Origin of the sequence: Aquicella siphonis, assembly GCF_902459485.1 — a bacterium.
Classification (GTDB): Bacteria; Pseudomonadota; Gammaproteobacteria; order DSM-16500; family DSM-16500; genus Aquicella; species Aquicella siphonis.
The window spans coordinates 349,628-368,150 of sequence record NZ_LR699119.1 but is presented as its reverse complement, the minus strand read 5'-3'; the positions used below and the strand labels follow the sequence as shown (position 1 = coordinate 368,150).

Genomic DNA, 18,523 nt, shown 5'->3' with positions numbered 1-18,523 from the left:
CGACAGCGAAACACGAGGCCCGGCCGTTCAAACCCGGATTAATCCTCACTGGTCACTCTCAGCACTTCTTCCAGTGAGGTTTCACCATTCAGCACGCGCCGAAATCCATCTTGACGCAGGCTGGGATATTTGCCGCGGGCATATTTGCGCATTTGCTGTTCCGGCTGGCGGTCGTGAATCATGGTACGCAGGGTTTCGTCAACCGCAATCAGTTCATAAACTCCGCTTCTGCCGGAATAACCGGTATAACGACAATGTGAACACCCTGCCGCATGATAAATCACCGGCGAGGCTGCGGCGGAAACACCTAATATTTCACATTCACTCGCAGTCGCCAGCATGGGTTTTTTACATTCCGGACACAGCAACCGCATCAAGCGCTGGGCCAGTACGCCCGCCAGACTGGAAGCCAGCAAAAAAGGCTCCACACCCATATCATCCAGGCGCGTAATCGCTCCGATCGCGCTGTTTGTATGCAGGGTCGACAAGACCAGATGGCCGGTCAAGCTCGCCTGTATCGCGATTTGCGCGGTTTCAAGATCACGGATTTCGCCTACCATGACCACATCCGGGTCCTGGCGCAAAATGGCGCGCAATCCTTTTGCAAATGTCATGTTGATTTTATTATTGACCTGCGTCTGGCCTATGCCGACCAGGTCAAATTCGATAGGATCTTCCACTGTGAGGATATTGCGTTGTCTGTCGTTTAAAATGATCAGTCCTGAATAAAGCGTGGTCGTCTTGCCCGAGCCTGTCGGACCCGTGACAAGAATAATACCGTGAGGCTTCTTGATCAGGCTCACGAATAATTCCAGGGACTGAGGATCCATACCCAATTCCTTCAGATCCAGCCGCGCGGTCTGTTTATCCAGCAAACGCAACACTGCGCGCTCGCCATGATTCGTGGGCATGGTGGAAACGCGCACATCAACCGCGCGTCCGCCTATGCGCAAGGTAATGCGGCCATCCTGAGGCAGCCGTTTCTCAGCGATATCCAGACGCGCCATCACCTTGATGCGGGAAATAATTAATGGAGCGAGAATACGCGGCGGCTCCAGGATTTCCCTTAATATGCCGTCCACGCGGAAACGAATGGTGACATGGTCTTCAAAGGTTTCAATGTGAACATCTGAAGCTTCTTCCTTGATAGCCTCGCTCAGTAACGCATTCAGCAAGCGTATGATGGGAGCATCATCCTGTTTCTCCAGCAAGTCTTCCGCCTTGGGCAGTTCATGCATCAGATCCGACAGATTCAATGATTCTCCCAGGTCTTCCGCCATTTGCATGGCGGTGGAAGAGTCAGTTTCATAGGTTTTGACCAGAAGCTCGTTAAACTCCTCGCTGCTCACTTGCGAAAACTCGACAGGCATTTGCAACTGGCGACGTATTTCCGTCAGCACCATCAGAGGGGGTTTTTCGTGATAAACCACCTTCGCAATATTATTTTCCATGCCGGCCACCAACACCCCGTAGCGCTTGGAAAATGCAAAGCGTAATGGGTTTATCTCTACGGGCATTGATCACTTCCTGGCGGACAAGGATCAATAGGATCCTTGCCCGCAAACGGCAATGGCAAATCATGTTTGTTTTTCCACGGCGGCAGCTTGGTGGGCGCTGGTTCATCGCCTATGGTCGCCAGGTCACCCCGGAAATTCGCCTGTGTCTTGCGCACTTCATTATATTTCGTTTCGGAAATCGTCATGGCGGCGTCGTTATTATGAATGATGATAGGCTTGATAAAGACCATCAAATTTTTCTTTTGCTGATTCGTTGTTTTCTGCTGGAATAACGGCCCGATAATCGGAACATCTCCCAGTATCGGCACCTTGTTGATGCTTTCATTATTGGAATTGCTGATCAGTCCGCCCAGCACCAGCACATCGTCGCTTTTGATGATGACGGTATTACTGATCTTGCTGGTATTGATCAGCGGAGTCAGACCCGGATTCTGGGGATTTTGCAAAGTATCATTTTTCAGGCTCAGTTTGAGACGAACCGAGGTACCCAGATTGATTTGCGGTGTGACGTCCAGCTTCAGGGTTACCGGTTTATACTGATTTGTCGTGAATGGCGTCACGGTGGTTGCGTTATTTGATGTCGCATAAGAACCGGTTTGAAAGGGAACATCCTGCCCCACTTCAATCGTGGCCTTCTGATTATCCAGCACCATGATGGACGGCGTTGATAGAATATCCACTCCATTCTGGTTACGCAAAATACTTAACACCGCCTGGATTTGCACACTGGGCATGATACCCACCACCCCGGCGCCAAGAGGCGGAAATGAAATAGCGGAACCATTAGTTGTCTGCACTGTTCCGTCAGATGCCACGCTGCCCCATTGAATACCCAGACTGGTCAGGTTGCTTTCATCAATCTCGGCAATAATGGCTTCCACCAGCACTTGCGCGGGTCGAATGTCCAATTTTGCGATAACAGATTTTAATGCCTGCATGAGAGCGGGCGGCGCGGTGATGATGATCGCATTGGTATTCGGTTCTGCCTGTATGTTGGGCGAGTTGGTCGAGATTTCCTTTGATACGCTGGATGTGGTTGAAGACGCAGGCGATGTATTGGTGCTGGTGCTTTCATAAGCCGGACCGCCGCTGTTCTTGCCAAGAATATTCGCTGCAATCTTGCTGAGCAAGGGAGCCAGTGTTTTTGCTTCCAGGTAGCGAAGGTAAATCACTTCTGTGTTACCGGAGGGCGCCTGGCTGGGAGCGTCCAGCTGTGATACCAGCACCCGCATGCGCAATCGCGCGGCTTTTGGTCCGCCCAGCAGCAGGCTGTTGCTGCGCTCATCGACTGCGATTGAAACCGTACTCGACTCGCCCGCAGCGCGCGCTGCTGACTGCAGGTTGTTCAAGACCAGTGCCACCTGCGGCGCGGAAGCATGCCGCAGCGGTATCATTTGAATCCCGCTGGTAGAAGCCTTGTCTACATCTTCAATAATGGTGTGAATGCGATCCAGATTGGATGCGCGCCCCAAGAGAATGATGACATTGCCGGGAGTATAAGCCGAGATGTTGCTCCACTGCGGAAGCAAAGGGCGCAATACCGGTATCAGCTGCGACGCAGATACATTCTCAAGCGGTATGACTCTCACCACCACTTCATCGCCCTTGCCCGGCAATTGATTGGAAGCGACTGGCGTTGCCTGTTCCCCGCTTTCCATGTTTGGCACAATTTTAACTACATTACCACTGGGTATGGCTGAATATCCCAGCAATCCCAGCACTGACAGAAAGACCTGATAGACTTCATTCTGTTTCAGCGGCTTGCTGGAAATAAGAGAAATTTTGCCGCTGACACGCGGATCAACAATAAAGTTCTTGCCGGTTTCCTGGGATACCTCGGTGATGACACTCATGATATCAGCATCCTGCAGGTTCCATAACCGTTTGGCCGGTTTGACAGGCTCCTCGGCGTTCACACTGGCTTTGACGCTCACCTCGTCAACAGGCTGGGCGCCTTGGACGTTTGCCGCCTTGAGCTGCGGTTTGACAGCAGCAGCCGCGGGAGCCTGTTCAGAGAACGATGCAGAAGAAATCCATAAACCACAAACTACAGCCAGTGATAGCTGGCTCATCAGTTTGCGCATCATCAAGGGAAAAAATTTCATATTTTTCTAGAATCCGGCATTCAACATAAAAAAGATCGCTTAAGATTATCACAAATTTCCACGCAGTCAGTACAGGTAGTTAATAATCACGAAACTCAGCGGACGGCAGTGAATACCCCGCTGCTCAAGACTGGGCAAACCAGGCCGGGCACACAAAACTAAGGAAAGAGAAACAGCCGGGGAAAGAACAGGGATTCAGGTGTTGCCTTGAAGAAAGCACCGCCTGCGATAGTGATCAGCAGGCGGTACCATGATAGCAAGAGTTTAGTTGCTGGAACCATTAGAAGGAGCCATCGCGCCGGAACCCATCACGTTGGTGCCCGAACCCATGGTGCCGGTAGCGGAACCCATAGTGCCGGTAGCCGAACCCATAGTACCGGTAGCGGAACCCATCATGCTGGAAGAATTTGAATTGTCCGCAGTGGTAAGCGGTGCGGTGGTTTGCTCTTCCGGAGTAGCCGTAGCCTGGCTGCTGTCAGCAACTTGTTGGCTGGCTTCAGGCTGGGCCTGGACTGGAGCAGCAGCATCGGCAGTCTGAGCCGGAGCTTGTTCCGTAGCCATCGCAGTAGTCGTGGTGGTGGTATCACTGGATTTGTCTTCACCTTTGGAGCAGGCAGAAAGGCCCATTACACATAATCCAACAAGAGCAGCAACAAGAAGATTTTTACGCATGATATTTTTCCTTAATAAATTAAATTAACCCACATCAGTTTATCCGCTTGGCTGGAATTTCCTGAAGTCCTCAAAAAATGCCCAGCTAAGGGTTTGTGTAAACCATTAACATAAAATTGTTATCTTATCCCAATTTTAAACAGGTGCAAAGAGTCCCTCATGATTTCCAGTCAAAAATCAATCGCGAAAAACAATGCCGCAAATTCATCCGGACTTCAACCACAAAAAGACACCGTGCGCTTGCGCGGACACCATCCTGACACAAGTGTTAGGCAAAAAAACGCCGCAGCACCCAGGTTGCGAGAATGCCCAACACGGCAAGAACCGCCATCAGTTCAAGCACAGTCAGCCGGCCCAGCCGGTAAACATTGATTTCATCTTTTTTGTCATCTGTCTGCATTAGAAATACCTCTGCCGCATTGCCTCTTTCGCCAAAACCAGTGTTGCACCCGCCACTTCATTCGCCTTGGCAGTCCCTTCTTTCAACAGGGATACCACATGGTGCAAATCCTTTTCATATTGGAGTCTGCGCTGGCGCATGGGTTCAATGACTCCGACCAGAACATCAATCAGCCGCCGCTTGCACTCCACATCCCCGATTGTCCCCGCACGATACTTTTCTTCCGCTTCCCGCACCCAATCCTGATCAGGGTTAAATGTTTCATGAAAAATCCACAAGGGATTATTTTCCACGCACCCCTTGTCAGTCGCCTTGAGCCGGTTAGGATCGGTATACATCGCCATGACTTTCTTTTTGACGGTGTCAGGATCATCACTCAGAAAAATGGCGTTATTCATGGATTTTGACATTTTCAAAAGACTTCCATCCGGCCCCGGCGGCCCGATACCTACCAGCCGGCGGCTGCGGCCCAGTTTGGTCTCCACGACCGGGAACAGCCCGCCCTTATCCAGGTATTCTTCATCTGGCGTCTGCGGATCCACATGACAGTACACTTGGTTAAATCGTCTGGCGACTTCCCTGGTCAATTCCAGGTGAGGAATCTGGTCTTCTCCCACTGGAACGACTTCCGGTCTGAATGCCAGAATATCAGCCACCTGACTGACGGGGTAAAGCAAAAAACCCACAGAATAATTATCGCCCAGGCCTTTGTCACGAATTTCATCTTTGATAGTGGGATTGCGCATCAGCCGGGGATAGGGAACCAGCAGGCTGAAAAACACGGTCAGTTCGGCTATCGCGGGCACTTCAGACTGGATAAAGACCGTGCTGCGCGCCGGATCAATGCCCGCGGCCAGATAATCCAGCATGACATCCATCACATGCTGATGCACTTCAGCGGGCCTGTCCATGCGCGTGGTCATGGCCTGGATATTCGCGATGATAAAATAACAATCGTATTCGTCTTGCATGCGCACGCGGTTTTCCAGCGATCCAACCCAGTGCCCGAGGTGCAGACGTCCGGTTGAGGTGTCGCCTGTCAGTAATCGTGGTTTTTGCTCTTTACTCATTTTGTATCTCTAACAGCCAAATGATAATAAACCTGTCCCGCCTGCTGCGCCTTGATGATGTGCCAGCGCTGCGGCAAGTCATTATCCTTGATAATGGCGCGTGCTTCCAGATAGATAAGAGCAGAATTTGCTAAATAACCTTTTTCCTCCAGATAATGGCAGCATGGCAGCAAGAGATCTTCCTGGTAGGGCGGATCCAGGAACACAATATCAAATGGCTGCGCCGGCGGCCGCAGCCCTGCGGGCACACGCGCGCAATAGACCAAGGCATTTTCAGCTTTAAACTGCGCAAGTTCTTCTTTCAGCAGCCTGACCACATCGGCAGACTGGTCCACCAATTCAACATATTCTGCCCCGCGCGACAAGGCTTCGAATCCCAGCGCCCCGCTACCCGCGAATAAATCCAGACAACGCGTTCCGCCAAGTTTTTGCCCCAGCCAATTGAACAAGGTTTCCCGCACCCTGTCAGGCGTGGGGCGCAGCCCCGGCATTTCTGGCACCTTCAGACGCCTTCCTCGCCATTTTCCGCCTATCACCCGTACAAAACCTGGTTTCATGCCATATGCCTCTTGTTAATATGCTGCGCACAAGCTCAGCTTGTGCTTGCACTTAGAGGGGAGAATCGCGCTTCTCCCCTCTAAGAACACCCCATCGCGCAAGGTGACAGGATAGCGTTTAACCAAAACCTCGCTATTAATTTTAATATGCTGCGCACAAGCTCAGCTTGTGCTTGCATTGCTTGCGCTCATTCAGCGCAACTCGCCGCACTCCTGTTTCATTTCCAGAACTATGCTAACATTAACCACTTTTTCCAAGGGCATCTATTATGTTTGACTTTCTCAAGAGAAAAAAAAATACCGATACAGCAGACAGCCCTAACCCTGTTGAAACGGGCATCGCGCCTGCTGGAGAAGATATCCGGAACAAGCCGGGGCTTTTCGCCCGTCTCAAACAAGGACTATCAAAAACCCGAGCTACTCTCGCAACAGGCATGGCCAATCTTTTTCTTGGCAAAAAAGAGATCAGCCAGGATTTGTTAAATGATATAGAAATGGCTTTATTGACGGCGGATGTCGGCGTTGAAACAACCGACCAGTTAATTCAAGCCCTGACCAGGAAGCTCGCGCGCAAAGAACTGAATGACGCCCAAACGGCCTTTCATTTTCTCCAGGAAGAAATGAAACAAATTCTCAGGCCCTGCGCAGTACCCTTATCCATCGCCCCGGAAACCAGGCCCTTTGTTATTCTCGTTGTCGGGATTAACGGGTCAGGAAAGACCACCACCATAGGCAAACTCGCCAGTCATTTCAAACAGCAAGGAAAGCATATCATGCTGGCGGCAGGTGATACTTTCCGCGCAGCGGCCATTGAACAGCTTCAGGTTTGGGGCAGCCGCAACCAGGTTCCCGTGATCGCTCAGCAACCGGGAGCCGATACTGCCGCAGTCATTTTCGACGCCATGGAAGCAGCCAAGGCCCGTGGCGCGGATATATTGATTGCGGATACGGCCGGCCGTCTGCACACCCAGTCCAACCTGATGGCCGAACTGCAAAAAGTCAAACGCGTGCTCGCCAAGACCGATTCTTCCGCGCCGCACGAAACCCTGATCGTGCTGGATGCCTCATTGGGCCAGAATGCCTTGAACCAGGTCAAGCAATTCAATGAAGCCATGGGCGTGACCGGCATTGTATTAACCAAGCTTGATGGCACCGCCAAGGGCGGCATTATTTTTGCCATTGCCAACCAGACAAAAATACCTATTAGATTCATAGGGATAGGAGAAGGAATTCAAGACTTGCGGCCTTTTGACGCAGATGATTTTGTCAACGCCTTGTTCGCCGGCGAATCCTCCCAGCCCGCCCCATCCGCGTAGGGACCAGCGGCAGCCTCTTGAAACAGGCTATACTTATTGAAAAAGCAGGCCAAAATCAGGTATGATGAGGCCGCTAAAATTATATTTTTCAACTCCCCAAGAGCATAAAGATGGGCAACATAAATACGAGTCTACAAACCGTTGATGTTCGCCTGCCGGTTAGCAGTCTGGAAACTTACCTGCATTATGTAAACCAGATTCCCATGCTGACCCAGGAAGAAGAACACGACCTCGCTGTCCGGCTCCAGAAGCATAACGAACTGGGGGCGGCTAAACGTCTCATTTTAGCCCACTTACGCTATGTGGTACGCGTTGCCAAAGGTTACCAGGGATATGGTCTTCCCCTGGCTGACCTTATCCAGGAAGGCAACATTGGCCTGATGAAAGCAGTCCGCCGCTTCAATCCCGATGTGGGTGTACGCCTGGTCACTTTTGCCATGCACTGGATCAAAGCTGAAATTCACGAATACATCCTGCGCAACTGGCGTATTGTCAAGGTGGCGACCACCAAGGCCCAACGCAAGCTGTTCTTTAATTTGCGTAACCTTAAAAAACGCCTGGGCTGGATGACGCAACAGGAAGTCGATGATATTGCCAGGGACCTGAAGGTCAAGCCTGAAACCGTCCGGGAAATGGAAATGCGTCTTGCCACTTCGGATGCTTCTTTTGACGGATATGATGACGACGAGGATGACCAGCATCATTTCACGCCTGCCGGATTTTTGGAAGACATGCGTTACAACCCGGCACAACAGCTGGAAAATACCGACTGGTCAGAACAATCCAGTGACACCATTTATCATGCCCTGGAAAAGCTGGATGAACGCAGCCAGGATATCATACGCACCCGCTGGCTGGATGAGAACAAATTAACCCTGCAAGACCTGGCGGACAAATACCAGATTTCTGCAGAACGCGTGCGCCAGCTGGAAAAGAATGCCATGCAAAAACTGCGCGCGGCATTTGAAGAAACCATCGCCGCGTAACAAAATTCCTGGCGCGACTGTCACGCGAAAATACCCTCGTCCGCAATCAAAACGCAGACATGACGCCAGCACAGTGACCCAGCGTAACACTGGCATGTTCACGATATGAGCCATCAAGCCATTACGATGTGTTTCTGGCAGCAGAAAACCAAAGACACCTAATCCATAAAGATTCTCGAATTACCCAGAAACAACGTCGGAATAAAAGAAACTGCGCTGCAAGCCGTAATCGCGCAAGATAGAAAATGCGGCATTCACAAAAGAGGGCGAACCACTTGCATAAATCTGACAATCAGACAGATCACCCCAATCATGGATCAATGTTTCACAAAGGGAGTCGGCCTTGCCGGCGCGATGATCGCGCGAGATGAGCGTGCAACCAAAACCGTCTATCTCTTCAGCCCACTGCTCAAGCAGATTTTCCAGATAAAACTCGGAGCGTAAAGGCATGCTCCAGTATAAATGCATAGGCGGCCGGCGCTGTGCTTGCGACAATGCTTCAATCACAGCCTTGACTGACGCGAACCCGGTGCCACGGGCAATAAAAAATAGCGGTTTACGCGGATGCAGACGGCCGACTGTGCAGTCACCAAACGGTCCGGTCAGTCTCCAAGACTTTTCCTTTTTTCCCATTTGCAGCAAATCCCTGGCCTGATGGTTTTCAGGGGGATGAAACAGGTGAAACTCCAGGACACGGCTGCTGAAAGGGGCGCAGGCAATGGACAGCGGAGAAGCACTCTGGTCACGGTGAAGCACATTGACATATTGTCCCGCCTCATAAGACAGCGCAAGATGCGAACCAGGTTCAAGAAAAATCTGCGACACTTCACCCACCAGGGTTTGTATACGGATGACTTCATAGAAATACGTATTAGACAACTTGTGGAGCCCCGCCTTTCAGTTGATTGGATTCACTGATTAATGCGAGCCTCACGGCTTCCAGCTTGGACATTTTTGCAGCGCGCAATACTTCATAAACTTCAGCCAGTTTGGCCAGGAGATCCGCTTTCTTGATTTTATCCTGTTTATTGCTCTCTGATAACTCTCTGATCGCGCGCAAGACATGTGATATTTCTTCCCAATTATAAGCCGCCGATTGATCCCGCGGCACCATACGCTTGTTCGGATCGACAGCAGCGACTTTCGCAGATTCATCCAGAATAACAGCCTTGTAACGTTCAGCAGCTTCCATAAGCAAATCAATTCTTTCTTCCAGGCTCCCCTTTGCGGCATCTTCCAGATGCGGATAAAATGTCATTGCCATAAATCCTCCCCATTTCGTTATTTTCAAGTCTTATCACATCTTACCGTCCAGGAAAACATCCGGAATAACATATTTTCATTATAGCTGTTCTAAATAAAAATGCCTGCCAGGAGAGATAAAATAATAATCATTTTTATCATTAAATCATCATTCTTGACCTATCCAGGCACCTATAATTCAACGCTTCCCCCAGATGTTCCAACGTAATGACTTCCATGTCAGCCAGGTCGGCGATCGTGCGGGCCATCTTGACCAGGCGATGACAAACGCGCGCGGATAACCCGAACCGCAGCATGACCTGCGCCAGCAAATCCCGGGCTTGCGCATCCAGCAGACAATAAGAATCAAGCTCACCCGCGGTCAGCATCGCATTGCATTTACCTTGCCGTTGTTGTTGACGTTGGCGAGCGTACATCACCCTGCCGCGGACTTCCGCGCTGGTTTCATCCGGATAAGAACCCGGCTTTATCAGTAATTCCGGGCGGGGCCGCGTCACTTCGACCTGCATGTCAATGCGGTCCAGCAGCGGACCGGAAAGCTTGCCAAGATAGCGTTTGATTTTCTCCGTATCACACTGGCAGAATTCCTGCGTGCTGCCCGCATACCCGCAAGGGCAAGGATTCATGGCTGCCACCAGTTGAAAGCGGGCGGGAAACACTGCCTGGACAGCCGCCCTCGATATGGTGATAGACCCTGATTCCAGAGGTTCCCGCAAACACTCCAGCGCCTGCCGGTTAAATTCAGGCAGCTCATCCAGAAACAAAACCCCGTGATGAGCCAGTGAAATTTCACCTGGACGGGGCGGTCGCCCGCCTCCCACCAGCGCCGCGCTGGAACTGCTGTGATGAGGAGACCTGAAAGAAATCCGCCGCCAGTGCAAGGGGTTGAATCCGCGGTGACTGAGAGAAGCAACCGCCGCCGCTTCCAACGCTTCGTCTTCCTGCAGGGGCGGCAATATTCCTGGCAGCCTGCTGGCCAGCATGGTCTTGCCGGTACCCGGAGGACCGATATATAACAGACTGTGGCGTCCCGCCGCCGCAATTTCAAGCGCACGCTTGGCGTGCGGCTGGCCTTTCACTTCAGCAAGATCCGGAGTATTTTCATTTTCCGGGTCAAAACGCGGGCGCACGCTGCGAGGCAAATTCTGTTCGCCCTTCAGATAAGCGCAGACTTGCAGCAAATGGTTCGCTGACAGCACCGTTGCCTGATCAGCTAATGACGCTTCCATCGCGTTTACCTCGGGCACGATCAGGCGGCGGCCAGCATGGTGCGCGCCCAGAGTCATCGTCAACACCCCGCGAACCGGGCGCAAATCCCCTGATAACGCCAATTCGCCTGTAAACTCGGATTCTTCCAGCCGGTCCCGCGGAATTTGTCCCGATGCGGCGAGAATGCCAAGCGCAATAGGCAAATCAAAACCTGCGCCTTCTTTAGGTAAATCTGCCGGCGCAAGATTGACCGTAATCCGTCTTGATGGAAATTCAAAATTCGAATTCACCAGCGCGCTGCGCACGCGATCACGGCTTTCCTTCACCGCAGCCTCGGGTAATCCGACAATAAAAAATCCGGCCATTCCAAAAGCCAGGTGCGCTTCCACCGTAACGAGAGGAGCGGTAATGCCCGATGATGACCGGCTATATACAATTGCAAGAGCCATAGGATTGTCCTTTCTGCAACAGATTTCCGCGGCTTGCCGCGGGTGTAATTTCAATAGCAAGAGTAATGTGGATGCCCGAACCGGCCAGGTACCGGCCTGCCTGAAAATAAAGACACATACATGGAGAATGCTCATTGAACACCCTCCATGTATGCGGCCGAATTTACCGAATAATTCATAAAAACATTTGCAAGTTGAAAAGAGATGAGCTATTTCTAGCAGCCGAGTGCGCCCGTAGCTCAGTTGGATAGAGTATTGGTTTCCGAAGCCAAGGGTCGGAGGTTCGAATCCTCTCGGGCGCGTTCATCAAACAGAAGCGCAAACCAATTTGTACGTATTGCCCGTCATCCGCGCGCCCGGACATCAGGCATGCGCGGGAAAACCTGTTCCCAGCCTGGTCAAGGCAAAACAGACTTGCTGCCGGCTTCCTCCAGCTGCGCCAAGTCATCAGGGGTACCAATGTTATGCCACGCCCCCTGATAATATTCCCCCGTCACCTTTCCTGCCATGATCGCCGGCTTGAGCACCGCCGCCAGCCGGAAATGCCCGGCACTGCACCCGGCAAACAATTCCGGCCGATAAATGCCGATATTGGCAAAGGTCAGCGCCGGCCCGGTGTGCAAGTCGATTTTTCCCTCATGAAGGCCGAAATCACCTTCCGGGTGATAAAAAGGGTTTGCCACCATGACAAGATGCGCAAGCCCCTCAGGCTGAGGCGGCAGCGCCGACAGAGGAAAATCGGTGACGACATCACTGCTGACTACCAGAAAAGGCTCTTTCCCCAGGTATGGCAAGGCCTGAAAAATACCTCCGCCGGTTTCCAGGCGCTCCGCTTCTTCTGAATAAATGATTTTCACGCCATATTGGGCGCCGTCACCCAGCGCATTTTTAATGAGATGGCCTTGATACGAGATATTGATAATGATTTCATTTATTCCCGCCTGCCTGATACCGGAAATAGCATATTCAATAAGAAAACGCCCCCCCACCCGCAGCAAGGGTTTGGGTGTACGGGCGGTCAGAAGGCCCATGCGTTCGCCGCGTCCCGCGGCCAGTATCATCGCCTTCTTCATTTTATCACCCTGCTCGATTTTACCACCTTGCTCAAAGCCGGTTTCAACGTATCGCGCAGATAGACATGCAAGGCGGATAATTCCGGATAACGCTGGCTCACATTCAGCAAGTAATGCATTGTGCGCGGAACAAACTCAAGATAACGCGGTTGATGATCACGCACATGCTTGCGTGCGAAGGTAAGCAGGGCTTTCAAATGCCGCTGCAGCCCCATTAAATCAAACCAGTATAAAAAATCCTGCCTGCTGACGCGCGTCGTTGCATCCAGAGCCTGCAGTTTCTCAGCATAACAGAGCGCAAGGGTCTGAACCTGCGCATCGGGCCAGTCAATATAGCAATCGCGCAGCAGGGAAACCAGGTCGTAAGTGACAGGACCAATAAAAGCATCCTGAAAATCGAGTATCCCTGTTTCACCTGATTCCAAAACCATAAGATTGGCTGAATGATAATCCCTGTGCATAAAGACCTGGGGCTGAGCAGAAGCTGTTTCCACAATATGCCGGTAGCAGGCATCCAGCGCGCTTTCTGCGTGCCCCAAGGCCAAGCCCAGCAATTTCTCCATCACCCATTCCTTGTGCCATGCCCATTCTTTCCACATGAAGTCCGCAGTGAAAGGCGGTATGGCATGACCTGACACCAACCGGCAAGACTGCAGGACAGCAAGAGCATCCAGGGCGCGCTGATAAAGCACTCCCGCATTGCCGGCATGCAGCGTTCTGAGATAAGTGGCGTCACCAAAATCCGTCAGCAGCAAAAACCCTTGTTCATTGTCAGCCTGGAAAATTTCGGGCGTTTGCAATCCCATGCCTCTCAAGGCCCGTGAAATCGCGGCAAACGGACGGACATTCTCCTGCGGCGGCGGAGCATCCATGACAACGAACGAGCGCTCCTGCGCCTGAAGGCGGAAATAACGGCGCAGGCTCGCATCACCTGGCATGGGCTGAAGCGAGATATCATACAGCCCGCAAGCGGACTTCAGCCAATCTTCCAGGGCTTGTCTGCGCTCAATCAGATTTGATTCCGCAATTTTTAAAGACTGCGCGGATTCCATTGCTTACCCCTTTTCGTTACACTGACGATTGCTGGTATCTTGAGAAGTGACGATGACAAGAAAAAATTACTTCAAAACCGTGAACCGCCTCGCCACCCTGTGTTGGCCTGATGTTGCCGGTATTCCTCATCGTTTAAATTTCAACCCCAGTCTTTCTTATCCGCGCACCTGGCTGCTCTGCGCGGCTCCGGGTCTTGAACCCGGTAACAACGTATTTTTTCTCGCCGGGGAAAAATCAATATAGCCTAGAGATCATGAAATGTCTGCAAGAAAAAAAACAACTATTCGGTATGCTCTTATTGCGATTCTTCCTGTGCCGCTTCTCGCGGTGTCCGCCTCTCTTGCCACGCTGCCTGCGGACAACACGGACTCCCCCACCTTAATGAGTGAAACTGTAGCCAGACAGCTGGGCTGGGTTGAAGACGCAGACAGCAAATGCGGGGGCTACTACTTTAACCAGCCATTCACCGGAAACATAAAAGATAACACCGTGACCATTACCAGTGACTCCGGCCTGCTGTCTCAACGCGCCACCTCCCTGCTGGAAGGCAAAGTCACAGTCACACGCTCAGGCCAGCAAATCACGGCGAATAATGCTTATTTGTACCGGGATCCTGCCACGGGAAAATTAAGCGCGATTGACATGATAGGAAACGTCCACCTGCGTGAACCGCGCAGCCTGGTGATAGGAAAAAAGGGGCGTTATAACTTTGAAACACAAGCCAAGTCGCTGATTGATATCATCTACCGCACATCCATCAACACATCCAGCGCGCCCGCCGCAAAGCCGGCTGAAACCGGCGAGATCCAGGAACCCGCCAGCCTGACGGCGTGGGGCAGAGCTTACGAATTCGCTCAGACTGAGCCGAATATTTATGAATTGTCGCGCTCAAGTTACACCACTTGTCCGCCTGTTCATCCCGCCTGGCGCATCAAAGCCAGTCATATCGTTCTCAATAAAAACACTGGGCGCGGCTATGCCACACACGCGCGCATCCTGATCAAGAATTTCCCTGTTTTTTATGTGCCCTATATCAATTTTTCCATAGATAAACAGAGGAAAACCGGGTTTTTGTGGCCCACCATCGGCGGCTCCAACAAGTGGGGCCCTTATTTTCAGGCTCCCTTTTACTGGAACATGGCACCCAATTACGACATGACATTCACGCCCGGAATACTCACCAAGCGCGGCGTACAATTCATTAACAATTTCCGTTATCTCACTTCCAGCAGCGAAGGCAATATCAACTTCAGCATTCTGCCCAGTGACAAGGCTTTCAGTGATTTTCAGGAAAGCGCGGCGAAAAACGCCCAATATACCAATCCTGTTAACACGCCCAACCAGTCCGCCAGCGTGACCCAGGCAGAATTGAACCGTTTGCTAAGCGCAAGCGATACACGCGCCGGCTTTCTGTTCCGGGACGATTCCCGGTTCAATGAAAACTGGTCCAGCCACATTGATTACAATTATGCGAGCGATGATTATTATCAGCGGGATTTCGGCAGAAACCTGAATGAAATTTCAGCCAACCAGCTTCTCCAGGAAGGAGATCTCTATTACAACAGCCAGAACTGGAATTTTATCGGACGCCTCCAGGCTTACCAGACACTGCATCCCATCAACGAGTCTCCAGTACTCAACCAATACCGGCGTTTTCCGCAATTAATTTTAAATGGCGATTATCCCGACCAGGCGTATGGTCTGCATTATTTCATCGGCAATGAACTGACGCATTTTGACATACGCAACACCCCGGGCGCGTCCGCCAATCTGCCCATAGGCAACCGCATGCATACCCAGCCTGGAGTAAGCCTGCCGCTTTACTGGTCTTCCTTCTACATTAATCCCCGCCTGCAGCTCGCGCTCACTGATTATAATCTTTACCAGACAGCTGACACAGGCGCACCGAACAGCAAACACCGGGCGCTGCCCATTCTCGATATCGCGTCTGGAATCGCATTGGAGCGTAACGTGTCATTTTTCAGTCATGCCTTCCAGCAGACACTGGAGCCGCAGGTGTATTACACTTACATCCCCTATCGCAATCAATCCAGCATTCCGGTCTTTGACACTACGGTCAATACCCTGACTTACGACCAGCTGTTCAACTACAACCGCTTCACCGGCCTTGACCGCATCGGCGATGCCAACCAGATTGGCGTGGGCATCACTACCCGCCTCATCGATGACATTTCCGGATTTGAAAAAGTCCGGCTGGGCGTAGGCGATATCATCTACTTTTCCAACCGGCGCGTCACTCTGTGCAACGATAACAGCTGCTCGGACAATCCTTCCAATCATAGTAACGAACAAAGTCTTTCGCCCGTTTCCGGCGTATTGAATTACCACATCAATCCATCCTGGAGCTTTAACGTCAACTCAATCTGGAATCCCATTTCCAAGCAGCTGGATAATACGACACTCGCCTTCCAGTACCAACCGGATGACTTGCGCCTGTTTAACTTCGGATATACCTATGCGCGCAGCGGCGACATTCTTTCCGGCGTCTCCACCACCAATGCCAGCAATAACCTGAAAGTCACCGACTTTTCCGCCGCGTGGCCGCTCGTGCGGGACATTCTCGTGGTCGGGCGGTGGAGCCAGAATTGGAACCATGAACATTTGCAGAACCTGTTGTATGGGTTACAATACGACACTTGCTGTTGGGCGGTCAGGCTGGTGGGAGGGCGCGCCTTTACGGGTTTTGACCCCAATAACAACAATAAGCCCCAGTATAATAGCGAATTTTACATTCAATTCTCTCTTAAAGGTTTGGGCGATATAGGATCAGGCAACCCCAGTGGACTGCTGAGCGGCATTCCAGGTTATAAATCACAATTTGGGCAGGAAATTTAAATGAAAAAAACACTCTTACTCACTCTCTTGTTCGTTTCCGCGCTTTTTTGCGTAAGCAGCGAAGCCGGAAAAAACAGCGAACCGCTTGACCAGATTGTCGCCGTGATCAATGACGATGTCGTGACAAAATCGGAGTTGAATCGCGCCCTGTCCATAGTCAGGCTGCAGATCGCCCAGGGACAGATGAATTCTCCCTCTGATTCCGTCCTGAAAAAACAAGTCCTGGATCAGATCATCAATAAAAAACTGCAGATGCAGATCGCCAAGCAGGTGGGCATCAATATCAGCGACGCGGAAATAGACCGCGTCATTCAAAACGTGGCTAGCAAAAACAACCTTTCTGTTGACGTGCTTTACCAGCGCATCAACCATGACGGCATGACAACGGCCGAATACAGAAACGAATTACGCGAACAAATGACAGTGCAGAAATTACAACAGCAGGAAGTCGGCAGCCACATCACTGTCACGCCCGAAGAAATCACTTCTTTCATGCATTCCAAGCTTTGGCAGAATAATACCAGCAAGGAATACCATCTCGAAGACATATTGATTCCACTGTCAGACTCGCCATCCACTGATGAAATCGCCGCAGCCAAAAAACATGCCCAAGAAGTGGCTGCAAAAATCAACCAGGGCGAAAACTTCCGCGCCGTGGCGCAAAAAGAATCCAGCGGCAGCAGCGCTTTGAAAGGCGGCGACCTGGGCTGGCGGAAATTACCTGAAATTCCATCTGCCTTCGCCCAGTATGTAGTCAATATGCAGCCCAATGAAATCGCGGACCCCATCCAGACTTCCAATGGTTTTCACATCATCCATCTGGCGGCGGAAAGATCGGCAGAGGCAAAAAACGCGGCACCTGACCGCGCGCAGGTTGAACAATTATTAATGCAGAGAAAGTTTGAAGAGAATGTGCAAAACTGGCTGTCCAAAATGCGCAGTCAGGCATTTATCACCATGAATGGCGTGAAGTGAGAGGATAAAGCATGTCAGAAGCCGCTGTTCCCCATCCAGGAACAGTACCTCAGCGTATCCTGATCACACCAGGCGAACCGGCCGGGATTGGTCCGGACATCACTATTCAAATTGCGCAGCAACCCTGGCCTGCGGAACTTGCTGTCGTTGCTGATCCTGATCTTCTATTGCGGCGGGCGCGTGAAACCGGGCTGCCCCTGACTCTTGATGAGATTGATACGGACTCTCCTCCCTCGGCGCACCGCCCCGGCACACTGAAAATTCTGCCGGTGAAAATGCGCAGCACCGTGGAACCGGGCAAATTGAATCCGGCGTGCGCCGTTTATGTGGTCGAAACACTGGAAAAAGCGGCAGCACTCTGCCTGAAAAAACAGTCACACGCGATTGTGACCGGGCCGGTGCATAAAGGCATTATTAATCAGGCCGGAATACCTTTTTCGGGCCATACCGAGTTTTTTGCAAAATACTGCCAGGTGCCCCAAACCATCATGCTGTTTGTCGTGAAAGACTTGAAAGTTGCACTGGCAACGACTCATCTCCCGCTGTCGGCAGTGTCCGCCGCCATCACAAAAACGCATTTGCAAACCATTCTGACGCTGCTCAACACCGAATTAAAACATCGATTCCAGATAAAGACACCCCGCATCCTGGTATGCGGCCTGAACCCGCACGCGGGTGAAGGCGGTTACCTGGGCAGAGAGGAAATCGACACCATTAATCCTGTGCTGGAAAGTCTGCGTGCCCAGGGTCTTCTAATTGAAGGCGCGCTGCCCGCTGACACCATCTTCACTCCCAAGTATTTAAATCGCGCAGATGTCGTTCTTGCCATGTACCATGACCAGGCCCTTCCCTTGGTCAAATACCTGGGATTTGGCCATGCGGTCAATGTCACCCTGGGACTGCCCTTCATTCGCACATCGGTTGATCACGGAACAGCCCTGGATATAGCCGGCACGAAAAAAGCGGACGCAGGCAGTCTTGAGGCAGCGTTAACGCTTGCTATCGCCATGCCGCAGTAACTC

17 protein-coding genes and 1 tRNA gene are annotated in these 18,523 nt (G+C 51.6%); 7 read left to right on the top strand and 11 right to left on the bottom strand.

Annotated features, from left to right (window positions below; all coding sequences use genetic code 11):
• Positions 1-38: 38 nt before the first annotated feature.
• The 6 genes from gspE to rsmD form a co-directional block, all read right to left on the bottom strand.
• Positions 39-1,517: a type II secretion system ATPase GspE gene (gspE, locus tag AQULUS_RS01725; RefSeq protein WP_148338028.1), complete on the bottom strand. Its 1,479-nt coding sequence runs from the start codon at positions 1,515-1,517 to the stop codon at positions 39-41.
• Entirely contained in the window at positions 1,508-3,622 is a 2,115-nt protein-coding gene (gspD, locus tag AQULUS_RS01720) for a type II secretion system secretin GspD (protein ID WP_148338026.1), read from the bottom strand. The genes gspE and gspD overlap by 10 nt, the downstream gene beginning before the upstream one ends.
• A gap of 264 nt (positions 3,623-3,886) precedes the next feature.
• Positions 3,887-4,294: a hypothetical protein gene (locus AQULUS_RS01715; protein WP_148338024.1), complete on the bottom strand. Its 408-nt coding sequence runs from the start codon at positions 4,292-4,294 to the stop codon at positions 3,887-3,889.
• A gap of 268 nt (positions 4,295-4,562) precedes the next feature.
• Positions 4,563-4,694, bottom strand: a complete 132-nt coding sequence (locus AQULUS_RS01710; protein WP_148338022.1) for a prepilin-type N-terminal cleavage/methylation domain-containing protein — start codon at positions 4,692-4,694, stop codon at positions 4,563-4,565.
• A complete protein-coding gene (gene trpS, locus AQULUS_RS01705; RefSeq protein ID WP_148338020.1) occupies positions 4,694-5,764 on the bottom strand; it encodes a tryptophan--tRNA ligase in 1,071 nt (356 codons plus the stop codon). The genes AQULUS_RS01710 and trpS overlap by 1 nt, the downstream gene beginning before the upstream one ends.
• Complete coding sequence (gene rsmD, locus AQULUS_RS01700; protein ID WP_148338018.1) at positions 5,761-6,321, bottom strand: 16S rRNA (guanine(966)-N(2))-methyltransferase RsmD; 561 nt, start codon at positions 6,319-6,321, stop codon at positions 5,761-5,763. Before rsmD ends, trpS begins: the two co-directional genes overlap by 4 nt.
• Positions 6,322-6,590: 269 nt before the next feature.
• Between rsmD and ftsY the strand changes: the two genes are divergently transcribed.
• Together ftsY and rpoH are read left to right on the top strand one after the other, a co-directional pair.
• Positions 6,591-7,637 carry a signal recognition particle-docking protein FtsY gene (gene ftsY / locus AQULUS_RS01695; protein WP_148338016.1) on the top strand — a complete coding sequence of 349 codons (1,047 nt, stop codon included), beginning with the start codon at positions 6,591-6,593 and terminating at the stop codon, positions 7,635-7,637.
• A gap of 119 nt (positions 7,638-7,756) precedes the next feature.
• Positions 7,757-8,623, top strand: coding sequence for an RNA polymerase sigma factor RpoH (gene rpoH / locus AQULUS_RS01690; protein ID WP_148340245.1), 867 nt, complete (start codon positions 7,757-7,759; stop codon positions 8,621-8,623).
• Between the two features lie 180 nt (positions 8,624-8,803).
• On the opposite strand, the gene AQULUS_RS01685 is transcribed toward rpoH, so the two are convergent.
• The 3 genes from AQULUS_RS01685 to AQULUS_RS01675 all read right to left on the bottom strand — a co-directional run bounded on the left by AQULUS_RS01685 (position 8,804) and on the right by AQULUS_RS01675 (position 11,544).
• Positions 8,804-9,502 carry a ferredoxin reductase domain-containing protein gene (locus tag AQULUS_RS01685; protein ID WP_148338014.1) on the bottom strand — a complete coding sequence of 233 codons (699 nt, stop codon included), beginning with the start codon at positions 9,500-9,502 and terminating at the stop codon, positions 8,804-8,806.
• Positions 9,495-9,887 (bottom strand): hypothetical protein, encoded by a 393-nt coding sequence (locus tag AQULUS_RS01680; protein WP_148338011.1) that lies wholly within the window; start codon positions 9,885-9,887, stop codon positions 9,495-9,497. The genes AQULUS_RS01685 and AQULUS_RS01680 overlap by 8 nt, the downstream gene beginning before the upstream one ends.
• Before the next feature lie 139 nt (positions 9,888-10,026).
• Positions 10,027-11,544, bottom strand: coding sequence for a YifB family Mg chelatase-like AAA ATPase (locus AQULUS_RS01675; RefSeq protein WP_148340244.1), 1,518 nt, complete (start codon positions 11,542-11,544; stop codon positions 10,027-10,029).
• Between the two features lie 228 nt (positions 11,545-11,772).
• Between AQULUS_RS01675 and AQULUS_RS01670 the strand changes: the two genes are divergently transcribed.
• Positions 11,773-11,846: transfer RNA gene (locus AQULUS_RS01670), tRNA-Arg, on the top strand.
• A 96-nt stretch (positions 11,847-11,942) separates the two neighbouring features.
• Here the strand turns inward: AQULUS_RS01670 and murU are convergent.
• Both murU and AQULUS_RS01660 read right to left on the bottom strand, forming a co-directional pair.
• Positions 11,943-12,617, bottom strand: coding sequence for an N-acetylmuramate alpha-1-phosphate uridylyltransferase MurU (gene murU / locus AQULUS_RS01665; RefSeq protein WP_148338009.1), 675 nt, complete (start codon positions 12,615-12,617; stop codon positions 11,943-11,945).
• Positions 12,614-13,669: an aminoglycoside phosphotransferase family protein gene (locus AQULUS_RS01660; protein ID WP_148338007.1), complete on the bottom strand. Its 1,056-nt coding sequence runs from the start codon at positions 13,667-13,669 to the stop codon at positions 12,614-12,616. Before AQULUS_RS01660 ends, murU begins: the two co-directional genes overlap by 4 nt.
• Positions 13,670-13,721: 52 nt before the next feature.
• Here AQULUS_RS01660 and AQULUS_RS01655 point away from each other — a divergent pair, with 52 nt between their 5' ends.
• From AQULUS_RS01655 to pdxA, 4 genes are read left to right on the top strand one after another with little or no spacing between them, the layout of a single operon-like run.
• Positions 13,722-13,913, top strand: a complete 192-nt coding sequence (locus AQULUS_RS01655) for a hypothetical protein (RefSeq protein ID WP_148338005.1) — start codon at positions 13,722-13,724, stop codon at positions 13,911-13,913.
• Positions 13,914-13,928: 15 nt separating this feature from the next.
• Positions 13,929-16,526 (top strand): LPS-assembly protein LptD, encoded by a 2,598-nt coding sequence (locus tag AQULUS_RS01650; RefSeq protein ID WP_148338003.1) that lies wholly within the window; start codon positions 13,929-13,931, stop codon positions 16,524-16,526.
• Entirely contained in the window at positions 16,527-17,501 is a 975-nt protein-coding gene (locus AQULUS_RS01645; protein WP_148338001.1) for a peptidylprolyl isomerase, read from the top strand. It begins immediately after the preceding gene.
• A gap of 11 nt (positions 17,502-17,512) precedes the next feature.
• Complete coding sequence (gene pdxA / locus AQULUS_RS01640) at positions 17,513-18,520, top strand: 4-hydroxythreonine-4-phosphate dehydrogenase PdxA (protein WP_148337999.1); 1,008 nt, start codon at positions 17,513-17,515, stop codon at positions 18,518-18,520.
• The last annotated feature ends 3 nt before the right edge of the window (positions 18,521-18,523 follow it).

What these genes read in the sequence shown, in the direction of transcription:
- rsmD (WP_148338018.1), bottom strand. Translation starts at nt 6,321, where the DNA reads ATGAAACCAGGTTTTGTACGGGTGATAGGCGGAAAATGGCGAGGAAGG.
- AQULUS_RS01655 (WP_148338005.1), top strand. Translation starts at nt 13,722, where the DNA reads ATGACAAGAAAAAATTACTTCAAAACCGTGAACCGCCTCGCCACCCTG.
- AQULUS_RS01715 (WP_148338024.1), bottom strand. Translation starts at nt 4,294, where the DNA reads ATGCGTAAAAATCTTCTTGTTGCTGCTCTTGTTGGATTATGTGTAATG.
- AQULUS_RS01650 (WP_148338003.1), top strand. Translation starts at nt 13,929, where the DNA reads ATGTCTGCAAGAAAAAAAACAACTATTCGGTATGCTCTTATTGCGATT.
- ftsY (WP_148338016.1), top strand. Translation starts at nt 6,591, where the DNA reads ATGTTTGACTTTCTCAAGAGAAAAAAAAATACCGATACAGCAGACAGC.
- trpS (WP_148338020.1), bottom strand. Translation starts at nt 5,764, where the DNA reads ATGAGTAAAGAGCAAAAACCACGATTACTGACAGGCGACACCTCAACC.
- AQULUS_RS01675 (WP_148340244.1), bottom strand. Translation starts at nt 11,544, where the DNA reads ATGGCTCTTGCAATTGTATATAGCCGGTCATCATCGGGCATTACCGCT.
- AQULUS_RS01680 (WP_148338011.1), bottom strand. Translation starts at nt 9,887, where the DNA reads ATGGCAATGACATTTTATCCGCATCTGGAAGATGCCGCAAAGGGGAGC.
- gspD (WP_148338026.1), bottom strand. Translation starts at nt 3,622, where the DNA reads ATGAAATTTTTTCCCTTGATGATGCGCAAACTGATGAGCCAGCTATCA.
- AQULUS_RS01645 (WP_148338001.1), top strand. Translation starts at nt 16,527, where the DNA reads ATGAAAAAAACACTCTTACTCACTCTCTTGTTCGTTTCCGCGCTTTTT.
- AQULUS_RS01710 (WP_148338022.1), bottom strand. Translation starts at nt 4,694, where the DNA reads ATGCAGACAGATGACAAAAAAGATGAAATCAATGTTTACCGGCTGGGC.
- pdxA (WP_148337999.1), top strand. Translation starts at nt 17,513, where the DNA reads ATGTCAGAAGCCGCTGTTCCCCATCCAGGAACAGTACCTCAGCGTATC.
- AQULUS_RS01660 (WP_148338007.1), bottom strand. Translation starts at nt 13,669, where the DNA reads ATGGAATCCGCGCAGTCTTTAAAAATTGCGGAATCAAATCTGATTGAG.
- murU (WP_148338009.1), bottom strand. Translation starts at nt 12,617, where the DNA reads ATGAAGAAGGCGATGATACTGGCCGCGGGACGCGGCGAACGCATGGGC.
- gspE (WP_148338028.1), bottom strand. Translation starts at nt 1,517, where the DNA reads ATGCCCGTAGAGATAAACCCATTACGCTTTGCATTTTCCAAGCGCTAC.